This window comes from Litoribacter ruber, assembly GCF_018500185.1.
Classification (GTDB): domain Bacteria; phylum Bacteroidota; class Bacteroidia; order Cytophagales; family Cyclobacteriaceae; genus Litoribacter; species Litoribacter ruber.
This window is the reverse complement of the sequence record NZ_JAHBGI010000001.1, coordinates 283,854-299,119: the sequence shown is the minus strand read 5'-3', so window position 1 is coordinate 299,119 and position 15,266 is coordinate 283,854. Positions and strand designations below refer to the sequence as shown.

General features: G+C 43.5%; 12 protein-coding genes. 7 read left to right on the top strand and 5 right to left on the bottom strand.

The window, feature by feature from the left end:
• Window positions 1-4: 4 nt before the first annotated feature.
• On the top strand, window positions 5-1,180 hold the full coding sequence (locus KIH41_RS01385) for a CynX/NimT family MFS transporter (protein ID WP_214161248.1): 1,176 nt from the start codon (window positions 5-7) through the stop codon (window positions 1,178-1,180).
• Between the two features lie 62 nt (window positions 1,181-1,242).
• The gene (locus KIH41_RS01380; RefSeq protein WP_213945134.1) at window positions 1,243-1,845 is read left to right on the top strand and encodes a DUF2179 domain-containing protein; all 603 of its coding nucleotides are present in this window, start codon (window positions 1,243-1,245) and stop codon (window positions 1,843-1,845) included.
• Between the two features lie 24 nt (window positions 1,846-1,869).
• On the opposite strand, the gene KIH41_RS01375 is transcribed toward KIH41_RS01380, so the two are convergent.
• The 3 genes from KIH41_RS01375 to KIH41_RS01365 all read right to left on the bottom strand — a co-directional run bounded on the left by KIH41_RS01375 (window position 1,870) and on the right by KIH41_RS01365 (window position 6,333).
• Window positions 1,870-2,838 (bottom strand): hypothetical protein, encoded by a 969-nt coding sequence (locus KIH41_RS01375; RefSeq protein ID WP_214161247.1) that lies wholly within the window; start codon window positions 2,836-2,838, stop codon window positions 1,870-1,872.
• Between the two features lie 18 nt (window positions 2,839-2,856).
• The gene (locus KIH41_RS01370; RefSeq protein ID WP_214161246.1) at window positions 2,857-4,257 is read right to left on the bottom strand and encodes an MBOAT family O-acyltransferase; all 1,401 of its coding nucleotides are present in this window, start codon (window positions 4,255-4,257) and stop codon (window positions 2,857-2,859) included.
• A gap of 393 nt (window positions 4,258-4,650) precedes the next feature.
• Window positions 4,651-6,333 carry an aminopeptidase P family protein gene (locus KIH41_RS01365; RefSeq protein ID WP_317194903.1) on the bottom strand — a complete coding sequence of 561 codons (1,683 nt, stop codon included), beginning with the start codon at window positions 6,331-6,333 and terminating at the stop codon, window positions 4,651-4,653.
• 130 nt (window positions 6,334-6,463) lie between these two features.
• Here KIH41_RS01365 and pafA point away from each other — a divergent pair, with 130 nt between their 5' ends.
• Complete coding sequence (gene pafA / locus KIH41_RS01360) at window positions 6,464-8,098, top strand: alkaline phosphatase PafA (protein ID WP_214161245.1); 1,635 nt, start codon at window positions 6,464-6,466, stop codon at window positions 8,096-8,098.
• A gap of 203 nt (window positions 8,099-8,301) precedes the next feature.
• Entirely contained in the window at window positions 8,302-8,718 is a 417-nt protein-coding gene (locus KIH41_RS01355; RefSeq protein ID WP_213945138.1) for a transposase, read from the top strand.
• A gap of 255 nt (window positions 8,719-8,973) precedes the next feature.
• Here the strand turns inward: KIH41_RS01355 and KIH41_RS01350 are convergent, their stop codons facing one another.
• Window positions 8,974-10,134: a homogentisate 1,2-dioxygenase gene (locus tag KIH41_RS01350; protein ID WP_213945139.1), complete on the bottom strand. Its 1,161-nt coding sequence runs from the start codon at window positions 10,132-10,134 to the stop codon at window positions 8,974-8,976.
• A 559-nt stretch (window positions 10,135-10,693) separates the two neighbouring features.
• Here KIH41_RS01350 and htpG point away from each other — a divergent pair.
• A complete protein-coding gene (htpG, locus tag KIH41_RS01345; RefSeq protein ID WP_214161244.1) occupies window positions 10,694-12,577 on the top strand; it encodes a molecular chaperone HtpG in 1,884 nt (627 codons plus the stop codon).
• 102 nt (window positions 12,578-12,679) lie between these two features.
• Window positions 12,680-12,883 carry a hypothetical protein gene (locus KIH41_RS01340; RefSeq protein ID WP_214161243.1) on the top strand — a complete coding sequence of 68 codons (204 nt, stop codon included), beginning with the start codon at window positions 12,680-12,682 and terminating at the stop codon, window positions 12,881-12,883.
• A 103-nt stretch (window positions 12,884-12,986) separates the two neighbouring features.
• Here the strand turns inward: KIH41_RS01340 and KIH41_RS01335 are convergent, their stop codons facing one another.
• Entirely contained in the window at window positions 12,987-14,651 is a 1,665-nt protein-coding gene (locus tag KIH41_RS01335) for an ABC1 kinase family protein (RefSeq protein WP_213945142.1), read from the bottom strand.
• A gap of 139 nt (window positions 14,652-14,790) precedes the next feature.
• Here KIH41_RS01335 and KIH41_RS01330 point away from each other — a divergent pair, with 139 nt between their 5' ends.
• Window positions 14,791-15,174, top strand: coding sequence for a hypothetical protein (locus tag KIH41_RS01330; RefSeq protein WP_214161242.1), 384 nt, complete (start codon window positions 14,791-14,793; stop codon window positions 15,172-15,174).
• The last annotated feature ends 92 nt before the right edge of the window (window positions 15,175-15,266 follow it).

Here is a 15,266-nt window from a genome sequence, read left to right as displayed (position 1 = left end):
CCCGATGAGCCAAAAAACTTCAAGAAACACCCTGCTATTGGTATTGGGTGTGGTCCTGGTTTCGTTTAACCTTCGCCCATCCATAACCGCAGTAGGCCCCTTGATCCCCATGATCAGGGAGGAACTGGGCCTATCCAACGCTTGGGCAGGATTTCTCACCACTTTACCCTTGGTGACATTTGCCACTTTCTCCATTTTCTCCGCTGCAATAGGTCGGAAACTCGGAAATGCACGCGCGATTTTCCTAGGCATGCTGATTATAGGAATCGGAACAGTGATCAGGGTTGCTGGGGGAAGCTGGCTACTGTTTTTGGGCACAGGCCTGACTGGGGTAGGCATAGTAATTGGAAACGTGCTTTTGATTCCTTTCATCAAAACCACCATGCCCCACAAAATTGGCTTGATGACCAGTATTTACACTACGGGCATGACCCTTTTGGCAGCGGTGGCCTCTGGGGTCAGCATACCCTTAGCCACTATTTTTAATCTTGGATGGAGGGGCTCCTTGCTTTCTTGGATTGGTCTTATTGTAATAGGGCTGCTGGTATGGCTGCCCCAAATCGGCAAAAAGAAAATGCCTGTTGCCAAATCATTTACAGAAACTACCTCCGTGCAGGTGTGGAAGTCCAAACTTGGCTGGCAGGTAAGCCTATTTATGGGCATTCAGTCATTTATTTTTTTCTCCCTGATCACTTGGTTGCCTGACCTTTTGATTACCCGGGGTTTTTCCCCATCAGAGGCGGGTTGGATCATCATGGGCATACAAGTCATAGGTTTAGCCGGCGCATTCACCGCCCCTCTGATCGCTGTGAAATTTAAGAATCAAGTGGGCCTAGGAGCAGTATTGGGACTGGCATATATAATTGGTTTCTCAGCATTCTTCGCCTATAGTGAAACACTTCTTTATGTAGGGCTTACCCTTGTCGGCTTCTGCCTAGGCTCGAGTATCAGCCTTGCCTATACGCTGATAGGTCTACGCACGATGTCCGATGCCACCACTTCCTCACTCAGCGGCATGTCCCAGTCCATCGGTTATTTTCTCGCCGCGGTCGGTCCCTTATTGGTCGGCATCCTGTTCGATTTGTTTGGAAATTGGGACTTATTCATTTGGCTGATGATACTGGCATCTGCGATATTTCTGTTTTTGGCCACAAAAGTCGGGCGCCCACTCAAGATTTGATTCTTTCATTATGCCTTCCTAATAAAGGTTCCTACCTTTGCACCGCATAAAATGAAAAGACCATGAATGACTTTGTGCTTTCCCTGGGCATTAGCCAGGAAGTATTTTCCTACCTTATCATGCCGGTATTGATATTTCTGGCTAGGGTATGCGATGTTTCCATTAGTACCCTGCGGATCATGTTTGTGTTGGCAGGAAAGAAGAAGGTGGCGCCTTTTCTTGGTTTTTTCGAGGCCTTGATCTGGCTTTTGGCAATCGGGCAGATTTTCCAAAACATCGACAACCCGCTGTCGTATGTTGCATACGCAGCAGGCTTCGGTATGGGCACCTATGTGGGGATGATTTTTGAAGAAAAGCTAGCTTTGGGAAGGGTGCTCGTAAGGGTAATCACGCCGGAGCCCATGCCGGAGTTGATTGAGTTTATGAAGGAAAAAAACTTCCGCTTCACCAATGTGGGAGCGGAAGGGAGATATGGGAAAGTAAATTTACTTTTTACAGTAATGAAAAGAGATGCCCTGCAGGAATTTATCGGAAAAGTTAAATCCAGCAATGACAAAGCCTTCTACACCATCGAAAGCGTCAAACGTATTTCCGAAGACGACTTAAATGTGATGGAGGACCGTCCAAGGTTTACCACCAGGATCTACAACAGGTTAAGAAAATGAATTGAGGGGTTGGGCGACCAACCCCTATCTTATTTCATTCCACACGGCTAGATTTTTCTTTGTTTTACTGCCATTCAAGATAGGCTTAAGTTCTTGGGCAAGTTTGCGACTGTACTCCATGGCCCCTTCTTTATTTAAGTGTATGGGGTCAGTGTAGAACTCTGGATTCTTGGTGAAATATTCATCATTGGAAAAATCCAGCACATACACCCCTTCCACACTTTTCAAGTATTCCAACGTGGGGGTTGTCACCACCTTCTTGTTGTAATCCGGCGAAAGAGTCAACACCACCTTACTACCCTTATCCTGCAGTTCTGACACCAAGTTCTCAAACATCATAATAGCTTCCGGATCAAGGACCTCCTGGTCGTCTTCATTGATCACTCTTTCAGGGATATCCTTACCGGCTAATGATCCCTTCAGTGGCTTCCACCCCTTGTCCTCCACCCGGCCATCGATCCCCTCGAAAAGGTAGGGCCTCAACATATAGTAAAAGCTGGAATTGAACGCATACAGGTTGGACTTAAGAAGCAATTTTTCCTTATCCGAAACCATGTCCACAAAATTCTTGACGGCATTGTGCCTGTTATAAAATGGTCTGAGTATACCGGCTGCCCGTTCAAAACTCTGGTCATCCACACTTTCCTTCAGAAAGTCGTTTTCAACATTGATTATGACCACATCAGGAGTATATCGGGCAAGGATACCGCTGTTCATGGCTGCCCAAAACGGCAAGCCCTGCCCGCCTCTTCCTGCATTCCAAACTTCCATCCCCAGGCTTTCTTCCATCACCGCAGGGGAATAATTCCCTTCAGCTCTTGAGCTACCCAGAATCACGATGTCTTCTTGCGCTTCCTCAAGTGAATACCTGGTCTTGTAATACCTTCCATCAGGTGACTTTTCCAACAGGTTAAGCAAAAAGCTTCCAACCACCAGGTCCAACACCACAAATGCTACGCACACGATCCCGATTTTGATCAGCAATTTTTTCATAATTTTTTAAAAATATTCTTAGAACTGGAAATAAATAAATTGGCTTCTGTCAAACACCCCCAAAGCGGTGATGTACATTAATATCAAAAGTATGGCACTGAACCGCACCACCACCTGTGGGTGATAGATCAGCTGCAAATCTGGTTTGTACTCCGTAATGTAGTCATTGACGAAAAGGATCAACAAGGCTATCAGGCCAAACAGGAATATACCTTTGTCCCCAAAATACAACCCGCTACCGGCACCGGTCAAAATCCTAGATATCACCACAAAAGCATCCGTAACCGATGGAGCCCTAAAAAACACCCAGGCAAGACATGTCAAGGCAAACACAATGACCATCATGAGGTACTTGGGCACATTGCCTTTTACCAAATATTTCTCAAGGATTTGATAAAAACCATGCAAGGCACCCCATACGATAAAGGTCCAATTGGCACCATGCCAAAAACCGCTGATAATAAAGGTGGCCATCAGGTTAAAACTTGACCGCTGGGTACTCACTCGGCTCCCCCCCAACGGGATGTAAACATAATCCTTAAACCAGGTGGAAAGTGAAATGTGCCATCTGCCCCAAAATGATTTGAATGAAGTGGCAAAATATGGCCGCCTAAAATTGGTCATCAGCTCAAAGTCAAACAACTTGGCACAACCAATTGCAATCAGGGAATACCCCGCAAAATCACCATAGATCTGAAAAGCAAAGAACACGGTGGTCACAGACAGCGTGAGCCAACTGTGGGTTTCGGGACTTTGGAACACATCATCTACATAAATGGCCAAACGGTCAGCCACAGCCACTTTCATAAAAAAGCCCCACAGCATCATCTTTAAACCCTGAGAAGCATTCTCGTAATTGAACTTTCTCTCCCTGAAAAACTGTGGTAACAAATTGGTCGCCCTTTCTATAGGTCCCGCCACAAGCTGGGGGAAAAAGCTCACAAAAGCCATAAACGCCAACAGGTTTCTGGTTGGTTGCAGCCTTTTGTAATAAATATCAATCGAATAACTCAGGGTCTGAAAGGTGTAGAAACTGATCCCCACCGGCAGGATGATATTCAGCCGGTTAGCCGGGATACTGGCTCCAAAGAAGGTAAATGCTTCGGTGAAGCTGTCCATGAAGAAATTAAAATACTTAAAGAAAGCCAAAAAACCCAGATTGACTCCCAAACTTATCCATAGCAGATGCTTCCGGGCAGTCGGTTCATCTGTTTTGGCCATCTTCAGCCCTACAAAGTAGTCTATAAGGGAGCTGAAAAATATCAGCGAAAGAAACCTCCAGTCCCACCATCCATAAAAGAAGTAGCTGGCTCCTAACAACAGCACGTTCTGCGCAGTCACGCCTTTTTTGGACAAAGCCCAGAAAAGGAAAAACACTATCGGCAGAAAAATTGCAAATTCGAGGGAATTAAAAAGCATATTGATTTAAAACTTAACCTAAAACACTGAGAATTTTTAGAGAAAAACTAGATACAAAAATTATTTTTGGTACTTTTTACAAGTATACTTTAACAAAACCACCATTTTGAGAGATGGGATTTTATTTTTCTTAATTTTTGTGAAACATTTTCAGGATAGTAAAATCAAAAAGTATTCCGATACTCTATTTTAAATGTTAAAAAATATAGGCTGTTTGATTTTCAGCCAATTAAAAACTTTATTCAACAAAAAAGAGGCCCAAGGGCCTCTTTTTACTTATTTATTTCGATGATCGTTTAGAGTAGACTGGAGACCGAATCAAGCTTAGTCTAGCACCAAGATAAATTTTCACTACTCATCATATCACGTCCAAAATTATGTGTCCCTTCCCCACTAATCCAACTCCGGCAGCACCCATTCTTCCAAAACACTCGTCTGCTCCATCATTCTCTCAATTTCTTCACTTGACCTCGGGGCAAATGCAGACAGGTTTTCATAACCTTCACCGGTAATTACCACATCATCTTCGATTCTCACCGCGATCCCCCACCATTTCGGATCACAATCACTACCCTCTGGAATGTAGATTCCAGGCTCCACGGTCAATACCATACCTTCACGAAGTGTCCCGAAAGTACCTCTGTCATGCACATCCAGTCCCAAATGGTGGCTGGTCCCATGAGGAAAGTAGCGGTGACGTTGTCCTTTTTCAATGATCCCTAACTCCGCTAGTCCCTCATTGATCACCTCTTGGGCTACTTTTCCGATCTCACTGAAATCATTTCCAGGCCTGCACTGCTCAAAACCTGCCTCTTGGGCCTTGTAGACCAAATCATAGATCAACCTCTCTTCTTCAGTAAACTTGCCAGAAATAGGGATGGTGCGGGTAACATCCGCCGTATACCCCCTAAACTCGGCCCCAAGATCCATCAGGATCAATCGCTTATCTATATCCCTTTTATCATTCTCAATATAATGAAGGATACATCCATTGTTTCCCGCACCAACTATGGAAGGGTATCCTACCCCCTCAGCACCATAGCGCTTGTAAACAAACTCATGAATCCCCTGCACTTCCCTTTCAGACATGCCTGGCTTGAGCGCCTTCATTACTTCCACCTGTCCGATGGCCGAAATCTGTATCGCCTTTTTAAGCATGGCAAGTTCCTCTGAGGTTTTGGTTTCACGCAGGTAATCCATCATCTGAGGCAAAGCCGCAATGTCAACTTTGTGATTGGGGACTCTTTCCCGAACCTCCATGCGCTTCTCCGGAGAGTCCGCGTTTAGAAAATCATTCAGCACCTCATTGTTTTCAACTTCTGGATAAAACCTTCTATACCGGCCTATCACCTGGGCCACATTGGCGGAGTTTTCGATATCCGTGGTTTTTATCAGTTCATACAATTGCCCGGTAACTTCACTCGCATCTTCAGGATATTCCACGGCACTCATGAACTTCTCCCTCATCTGCTGCAGTTCTTTGTTACTGTTGCTTTCTTCTATGCCTTTATTTAGTGAAAAAGAGAGAACCTTGTCGAACTTCTGGAAATCCCCTTCCAGAACTTTTTCAAACTCAGAGTTTAAAAATACCTGCTGGAAACCTAGCTTATCTTTCACGCCATCCACTCCCAGACGCTTTCCGTTCCACATTTCGGCATTTTCATCTCTTGGCTGCACAAACATGAGTTCATCCAGCATTTCCCCGTCCACTTCCACAGGGGAGTCAAAAATCACTAAAGCCGCATTGGGCTCCCTAAAACCGGAAAGGTAAAACAGGTCCGTGTTGGGGTGATAAATAAAATCCACGTCATTGGATCGGTTTTTCACCGGAGAGGAAAAGAAAACTGCCACTGACTTTTCGGGCATCAGCTCTCTAAAAGCCTCACGGCGCTCGCGGTGAAATTTTGCGTCAAGGCCGTCATCAAAATAAGATTGGGAAAAAGCCTCCCCCAGCCCTATAGCCATTAAAAGAATGATTGATAATAATTTCTTCATATACATATCCATACTTTTTCTCAAAAACATAAAAATGCCTCTTTCTATGTAATTTACCAACCTCTTTTTATTAAAGAGCATTAAAATTGGTTAATAATTACTACCAAAACTCTCAGTTAATCTATGCCCTTGCCCATTCATCCGAAGTCCATCAGCCCTATTCATATGGATTTCTTATCTTTGCGGCAGACTATTAAATCAAACATATTCCATGAAGAAAATAACCGTTCTGGCATCCATGATTTGGATGATGACTGTAGGCTTTGCAGTTGCCCAGCAAGAGTCAGAAAAGCCGAAAATAGTAGTTGGGATTGTGGTAGATCAGATGCGTCAGGAATACCTATATAAATTCAGCGATCGATATACAGACGGTGGTTTCAAAAAACTTGTGAAAGATGGGTTTATGATGCAAAATGCCCACTACAACTATATCCCCACCTACACTGGCCCAGGCCACGCATCCGTATATACCGGCGCCACACCTGCCACACACGGCATTATTGCCAACAACTGGTATGTAAGGGAGCTGGAAAGATCAATTTATTGTGCCGAGGACACCACCGTTTCCTATGTGGGTGGATCGGAAAAAGCTGGCTTGATTTCTCCACGCAACATGAAATCCACCACCATCACCGATGAGCTGAGATTTGCTTCCAACAAAAGGTCAAAGACCATCGGAATTGCTCTGAAGGATAGAGGAGCCTCACTTCCTGCCGGACACCTCGGTGATGCCTATTGGTACGATGGAAACACAGGAGAATTCATGACCTCTACCTATTATTATGATGAACTCCCACAGTGGGTTCAGGATTTCAACAATCAAAAGCTACCGGCAAAATATCTTGAAGGCAACTGGGAAACCCTCTACCCAATCGACTCTTATATACAGAGTATTGAAGATGCCAACGAGTTTGAAGGCAACTTTGCCGGCAAGGAAACCACCGACTTCCCGTATAACTTAGCTGAACTCAAGGACGAAAACGGCGGGATGGGCATGATTTCCTCCACACCATTTGGAAATTCCTTAACTCTGGACATGGCCTATGCCGCCATTGAAGGAGAGGAATTGGGCATGAGGGGGGAAACGGACTTTTTGGCCGTAAGCTTCTCTTCACCTGATTATATAGGCCACAGATTTGGACCTGCATCAGTGGAAGTGGAAGACAATTACTTGAGACTGGATCAGGATATTGAAAAATTCCTTTCCTTCCTGGACGAGACTTATGGCGAAGGAAATTACCTGGTATTTCTCACCGCCGACCATGGAGTAGCAGATATTGTAGAATATATGAAAAGCGAAAACGTACCTGCAGGAAATTTGGACGGCCGTTTTTTGGTAACCCAACTGAAAGGCTTTGCAAAAGACAAATTTGGCGAAGGTGAGTGGATCGAAAACTACTCCAACGAGCAAATTTTCCTTAACAAAAAACTAATTGCTGAAAAAGGAAAAAACCTGGAGGAAATGCAGCGGGCTCTTGCAGAGTACGTACTCAAGTTTGAAGGCATCAAAGAGGCTTATACCGCTTCAGATATGAGAAGAAGCGAGTTTACCCAAGGGCGCTCTCACCTTCTTCAAATGGGCTACAACCATAAAGCTTCCGGAGATATCCTTCTCATTTTGGAGCCGGCATGGTTGACCAATTCCTGGAAGGGCACCACCCACGGCACAGGATACAACTATGACACCCATGTACCTATCGTATTCTATGGCTGGAACATTGAAGCAGGGCAAAGTGCTGAATACTGCACTATTACAGATATTGCTCCTACTTTGGCTATGCTGTTAAAAACTAGATTGCCAAATGGCGCCACAGGTCAACCACTACTTCCTGTATTGAAAAAATAAACGTCTTTTTTACAAAAAAGCTACATTCATCATCAAACCCCGCTAGTTCAACGTTAGCGGGGTTTTTATTTGACCACTCTTGAAATAATCCTATGATTTGTTATTATTAAAACATTCAATGACCATTGAAAGGAATTTTTTTTATTAATTCGATTTTTATTTTTAATCATTTGTTTCTAAATTCGAATAATTCATCAACAGATATGAGAAACTCACATACTGAAATATGGACCCATTTAGTCATCAGCGCCAAAGGCTACCAGCCTCTCTTCCAAAAAGAGTGGATTGATACCATTGACGAGACTTTGAGAGATTTCATCGGCAGCATCCCTGACCACAGGGGGACTTTTTGCATCATGCCTGACCACATACACTTTTTGGTCAAGCTGCCGGATGACCTTTCGCTAAACGGACTTGTAAACCAGGTGAAATCTGTCATCAAGACCCGTTTGAAAGATACTTTTCAGCAGGATGCGGAAAATTTTGACTGGGAGCCCCACCACCACGCTCATTCAGTTAGTCTTAACCGCCTTTCAGTGGAAAAAAGTCTGATCGAAAGACAGCTTATCAAGCATAAGGAAATGTCACTGGAAGAAGAACTTAAATTTTTTGGGATGTAGTTTTCGTTGATTTTTTAGTAAAAACAGAAAAGACTGCCCTCGCGATCCAACACGGGGCAGTCTTTTTCTTTTTTAATCTTCATCATTCACAACTCCTACTTCGGCAGGTTAGAAGGTTATTCCCCGATCCTCCCTTCGGGGATCGGGAGGGTTAGAAGTTTAATATTGAAATTTCTCCGCGAACTAGCCTTTGTGCAACTTCGTGAAAACTTTGAGGCCTTTGTGGCCATTTTCTTACATTTTTACTTCATACTTCTACTCTGTCCAGCTCATCGGATAATCCTTATCCACATAATCCAAGGCGGCGGTAGTGACAAACAAAGGCCTGAAAGTATCCAGCATCACGGCATACTCCTCCGTTTTCTCCGCTCCTAGGCTTTTCTCAACAGTACCCGGATGAGGACCATGAGGAAGACCGCCCATATGTAGAGTAAAGCTACCCCTATCAATTCCCTTTCTACTCATAAACTCCCCTTCAGCATAATACAACACCTCATCAGAGTCAATGTTGCTGTGGTTATAGGGTGCCGGAATAGACTGTGGATGATAGTCAAACAGCCTTGGCACAAAGGAACAAATCACAAAACCCCATGCCTGGAAAGTCTGATGTACCGGTGGCGGCTGGTGAATTCGACCTGTGATGGGCTCAAAATCATGAATTGACATGGTATAAGGATAGAGATATCCATCCCAACCCACAATATCCAGTGGGCTATGCTCATAGGAATATTGGTGCAGCATCCCCTGCTTTTTGATCTGCACCAGATAGTCGCCTTTTTCTTTTTCGATATGCAATTCTGTTGGCGGGTGTATATCTCGCTCACAGTAAGGGGAATGCTCTAAAAGTTGCCCTACTTCATTTCTGTACCTCTTCACGGTTTCAATGGGACCATGGGATTCAATAACCAAAAGTCGAAGCGGGCCTTCATTCCACTCAAAGCGGTAAATGGTAGTTCTTGGAATAACGATGTAATCGCCTTTACTGACTTTTAGTTTGCCAAACTGGGAATACATGTAACCTTCACCATCATGGACATAGATCAGCTCATCCCCATCAGCATTCTTAAAATAGTAATCCATTTTCCTCTCCTCCGGCACACAGATGCCCATCATCACATCATTGTTTTTCAACAACATCTTGCGGGCATTTAGATAATCCTTTCCAGTGGTGGAGATTTTGGAAGTATTAAGGTGGGTCTGCTTCAGGCCATATTCCTTGGCAATATCCCAGTCGAACGGCACAGGCTTTCCAATCGATTTGACACTATTGGGGTTGTAGATGTGATAGAGATTGGAGTAGATGCCCGAAAAGCCTTTTGAGCTTACCAGCTCCTCCTTATATAGGGAACCGTCCGGCTGCCTGAATTGTATATGTCTCTTTGGCGGCAATTCGCCTAGCCTATGATAATATGCCATATGTATGTGGGTTTATTGTAGGTTAAATTTAGGAATTATTAAATAAAACACACTCCGCAATGCAATCAAATAAATAGAATGCTTCAAAAATATGACGTTCGTCATTTTAAGTTTAAAACTTAAAATCCCTCATACTGTTCAATCCACCTTAATCCTACAGAATAAAATCAAATTGAACCTATTAAAACGGCCAAGGTGTACGATATACATAATTTCGAAAACGGGAAGTAAAACAATCTAATTCAAAATATAATTCTAATCATACAAGTATCAAAAGCGCATCAAGAGCGTATCAACTACCAAAATATACGTAGGTGAACAGTAGATTATATGTTTTTGAATTTTGAATGATTAAATTGATAAATTAACCTCAACGCCATACTTTGGGTCTATCAGTCATTTCTCAACCCGATTTTAATACCATTCCATAAGAGCAACCATTGATTTTTCTTCAAGGCACCACCCGCTGACAATTTGACATTAAAAATCAATTGGAACACCCCTTGATTAAATATGCTCATCAAACGTGTATTCATTTAAAACATAAATCATATCAATTATGCAGGAAAAAGGCACCATCTCGATCCATACCGAGAATATTTTCCCGATCATCAAGAAATTTTTATACTCAGACAATGAGATTTTCCTTCGGGAATTGGTATCCAATGCCGTGGATGCTACCCAAAAAATCAAGCGCTTAGCGACATTAGGTCAGTATAACGGCGATTTGGGTGACACAACTGTCGAGGTTAGCTTCGACAAGGATAAGAAGACCATCACCATCTCTGACAGAGGCCTTGGCATGACTGCCGAGGAGATCAAAAAGTACATCAACCAGATTGCTTTCTCCGGTGCTGCTGAGTTTGTTGAGAAGTTCAAGGACGCAAAAGATGCCAATGAGATCATCGGTAAGTTCGGTCTTGGTTTCTACTCTGCCTTCATGGTGGCCCATACTGTGGAAATCAACACCCTATCCTATCAGGATGGAGCTGAGGCAGCCAGATGGACTTGTGACGGAAGCACCGAATTTGAGATCAGCAAAGGTGACAGAACCCAGAGAGGTACAGATGTGATTCTTCACATCAATGAGGAATCTGAAGAGTTTTTGGACAAATGGAAACTTCAGGGCATCTTGGACAAATACTGCAAATTCCTCCCTGTTCCGATCAAGTTTGAAACTAAAACCGAGTCTGTAGAAGACGGCAAGGACGACAAAGGCGAAACCAAGTACAAGTCCGTTGAGGTAGACAACATTATCAACACCACTGACCCCATTTGGACCAAATCACCGAATGAACTGAAGGACGAAGATTACCTCGCTTTCTACAAGGAGCTTTATCCTATGAGTGAAGATCCTTTGTTCTGGATCCACCTCAATGTTGATTATCCTTTCAACCTTACTGGTGTACTTTATTTCCCTAAGGTGAAAAACGAATTTGAACTTCAGAAAAACAAGATCAAATTATTCAGCCGCCAGGTCTTCATCACCGATGAGGTAAAGGACATCGTTCCTGAATTCTTGATGTTGTTGCACGGTGTGATTGATTCTCCAGATATCCCGTTAAACGTGTCTAGAAGCTTCTTGCAGGCTGACAGCAATGTGAAGAAAATCAACAACTACATCACTAAGAAAGTGGCGGATAAGCTGGGTGAACTTTATAAGAAGGACCGCAAGGCTTACGAAGAGAAGTGGAATGATATCGGATTGTTCGTGAAGTACGGAATGATCTCCGAGGAGAAGTTCTACGAAAAAGGTAAAGACTTCGCGTTGCTGAAAAACACCAAAGACGAATACTTCACTTTGGAGGAATACAAAGAAAAAGTGAAAGTGGCCCAAACCGATAAGGATGATAATGTCATCTTCCTTTACGCTACTGATGCTGAAAAGCAGGATACTTTCATACAGTCTGCCAACAAGAAGGATTACGATGTTTTGGTATTGGATTCACCAATCGACAGCCACTTCATCAACCAATTGGAGCAGAAACTGGAGAAGACCAACCTGAAGCGTGTGGATGCCGATGTGGCCGATAAACTCATCAACAAGGACCAAAGCTTTAGCAACGTCCTGACCGAGGAACAGTCGACTAAGGTGAAGGGAATCTTCGAAAAAGCCATCAATAACCAAAACTTCACCGTGGAGGTTGAAGGCTTAAATCCTGAAGAGCTTCCCGTGACCATCACCATGGAAGAATTCATGAGAAGAATGAAGGACATGGCGCAAACCGGCGGAGGCATGGGCTTCTACGGCTCGCTTCCTGACCAATATAAAATTGCCGTGAACGGAAACCACAAAGTGGTGGACAAAATCTTGAATGCTGAAAACGAGGAGGCCCAGACCAAAATCGCCAAGCAGGCAGTAGACTTGGCCATGCTTTCACAAGGCATGCTAAAAGGCAAGGACTTGACTGAATTCGTGAAGAGAAGCGTGGATTTGATTTAACCAAACGCTGATTAAAAATAAAACTAAGCCCCGCCGATTGGTGGGGCTTTTTTATTATGGCAAAATAACCACTCTAAGCAATTTATCGTTAAATTAGTCATCATGAAGATAGAGAAAATTGATAATGAAATTGTAATAAGGGTTTCGGATGAAACTGATCTTACGGGCTTGGAGAGGTTATTGGACTTTCTGAAACTAAGGGAAACCACCTCAAAAAGTAAAATAACCGCCGATCAAATTGATGAGCTTAGCAAAGACATCAAAACAAGCTGGTGGGAAAAGAATAAAGCCAAATTCCTGAAGTGAAGGTAGTAGTTGATTCGAACATAATCATCAGCGCTATCTTGACTTCTACAGGGATTTCACCAAGATTTTTATTTTCTTGAAAGCCTCCCTCTGGGTCAGCCCTCTACTTATCAAAATGATCATGATGGATCAATATCTGATAGATCAAATAAAAGCCAATACAGGCTGCAGTCAGGAATAATATTATCGCCAGGCCGGGATAACCTAATATAGTCCAGTCTGTAGGTATCTGGATAAGCATGGCTGCCCCGATAATCATAGATGCGACAATTAGCCCAAGCGTGATCCTATTGGCCACTTTTTCAAAAGCATCCGTAAACCTTCTCTCATCTATCGCATCAATCTTCAATTTGAGCTCGTTGTCCGCAAGCTTCTGGGTGATTTTATCCAACCGCTGGGGAATGTTTTCCATCAGCCCTTTGGCATCCAATAGCATCTGGAAGAAATTACCAGGCCTCAGCTCCTTCCACATCATTTTCTGCATGAGGCTTTCTACATAGTCCCTCACCGTTTTCTGCAGGTCATAATCCGGTGTCAACACAGCTACGATCTGGTCCATATTCAGCAAAATCTTACCCAAAATATTCAGTTCAACGGGAATATGGATACCGGCTTGAGCCGCCACCCTGTTGATATGAATAAGTAGCCTGCCGGTTTGCATTTCGGTCGCTTTGGCATGCTCCCCTTCCTGTACCAGACGGAGAATATTTTTGCGGAAAGTGTGAATATCAGCTTCATGTTCATCAAATTCACTCATCTCTACCAAAAGATCCGCCACCTTATCCCCTTCATAATCGCTCAAGGCAATCATCAATCGCATGATTTTCTCTTTCAACTTATGGGAAAAGTGTGCTACCATGCCCAGGTCCATCAGGGCCAGGTGCTTGTCTTTGGTAATATGTATATTCCCCGGATGTGGGTCGGCATGAACAAATCCATCTACAATACATTGCTTTAGGTAAGCCTGCACCAAATCATCCACCATGGGTTTGTAATCGGTCTCGGTGCGGCTATAGCCAGAAACTTTCGTGACCTTTTTCCCCTCCACCAATTCCATAGTCAACACCTTGCTGCTACAAAATGACTTAATGGGTGCCGGCACAAATAGGTATTCAAATTCCTCCAGATTCTTTTTGAGAGTTTCAAGGTTTTGGGCCTCCGTAGTATAATCCAGCTCTTTCAAAAGTATATACCTCAACTCTTCTATCACTTCATCCACCGCATATTTTTTGGCCGAATCAGTATACTTGACGGCAAGTTTGGACATCTCAAACAGCGCATCCAAATCCTCCACAAAGCGTTTACGGATCCCAGGCCTTTGGATTTTTACCGCTACAGACTGACCCGAATGCAACACGGCCAAATGGACCTGACCTATGGAGGCACTGGCCATAGGCTCTTTGGTGAAATCCTTAAATGCTTTGGAAATACTCACGCCGAGTTCTTCGTGAAAAATACCTTCCACCTCCTGATAGGAGATTTCCTCCACATCATCCTGCAAATGGGCAAGCTCTTCCAGATATTCATCAGGCAACAGATCCGGCCTGGTGGAGAGCAGCTGCCCCAGCTTCACATAGGTAGGCCCCATTTTTTTGAGGTCTTCAGCAAACTCTTTGGGTTCTGAGGCTTCATGCTCCTTGTGCTCCTCCTCTACCTCTGAATCAACCACCGCCGAAGAGCTTTGTGCAAATACATCACTGTTCCAGTATTTGTATATAAATCCAAAAAACCGGACATACTTCTCGTAATTGTCTGGCAATAGTCCCATAATATGTAAGTGGTTAGTATAAAAAGCTTAAAATGTGAGCAATCCCCTATATATAAGCAATAGCCTTTCCAATTTTTGCGGAAATGCAAAAAATCTACCAAGACATTCTCTTAAGCAGACACGTCTGGATTAAAAACTTATGAAAACAATTATCTTTTTAGCTTTACTGTTTTCTGCAACTTCTTCCTTTGCACAAGAAAAAAGCCTAACATTGGTGCTTTACCCAGAAATTGTAGAGGTAATTGAGCTGGACCAAAATTCCACCCTCAGCATGGCAACGCTCCAGACCTTCTGTGAACAAAAAGGTTACCAGCTTTTAATCGAAGATTTCAATATCTTTTTGGTAAAAGCCCATAAGCCCAATTTCCAGATCGAGCCCCACAAAAATGAATTGCCAGAGGTATTAAAAAGCTATATGGGCCAATCCGCCCAAATCAAAAATATCAACTACTACGGCTGGGAATACCTCCCCTCCACCTACAAAAGCCTATTGGGTCCCTCAAAAGTAAAAAAGCCACAGTAAGTCTTCCATAACCCGAATGGGGACACAGTCACGGAGTTTTTCTTCGCAAAGAATCAGGGGAAGCCTTTGTGTAGACTTAGAGCCCTTCGTGA

Bases quoted from the DNA above. Each gene is read 5' to 3' on its own strand.
- KIH41_RS01385 (WP_214161248.1), top strand. From the start codon at position 5: ATGAGCCAAAAAACTTCAAGAAACACCCTGCTATTGGTATTGGGTGTG.
- KIH41_RS01365 (WP_317194903.1), bottom strand. From the start codon at position 6,333: ATGCTCTTTAATAAAAAGAGGTTGGTAAATTACATAGAAAGAGGCATT.
- KIH41_RS01340 (WP_214161243.1), top strand. From the start codon at position 12,680: ATGAAGATAGAGAAAATTGATAATGAAATTGTAATAAGGGTTTCGGAT.
- KIH41_RS01350 (WP_213945139.1), bottom strand. From the start codon at position 10,134: ATGGCATATTATCATAGGCTAGGCGAATTGCCGCCAAAGAGACATATA.
- htpG (WP_214161244.1), top strand. From the start codon at position 10,694: ATGCAGGAAAAAGGCACCATCTCGATCCATACCGAGAATATTTTCCCG.
- KIH41_RS01355 (WP_213945138.1), top strand. From the start codon at position 8,302: ATGAGAAACTCACATACTGAAATATGGACCCATTTAGTCATCAGCGCC.
- KIH41_RS01335 (WP_213945142.1), bottom strand. From the start codon at position 14,651: ATGGGACTATTGCCAGACAATTACGAGAAGTATGTCCGGTTTTTTGGA.
- KIH41_RS01380 (WP_213945134.1), top strand. From the start codon at position 1,243: ATGAATGACTTTGTGCTTTCCCTGGGCATTAGCCAGGAAGTATTTTCC.
- KIH41_RS01370 (WP_214161246.1), bottom strand. From the start codon at position 4,257: ATGCTTTTTAATTCCCTCGAATTTGCAATTTTTCTGCCGATAGTGTTT.
- KIH41_RS01375 (WP_214161247.1), bottom strand. From the start codon at position 2,838: ATGAAAAAATTGCTGATCAAAATCGGGATCGTGTGCGTAGCATTTGTG.
- KIH41_RS01330 (WP_214161242.1), top strand. From the start codon at position 14,791: ATGAAAACAATTATCTTTTTAGCTTTACTGTTTTCTGCAACTTCTTCC.
- pafA (WP_214161245.1), top strand. From the start codon at position 6,464: ATGAAGAAAATAACCGTTCTGGCATCCATGATTTGGATGATGACTGTA.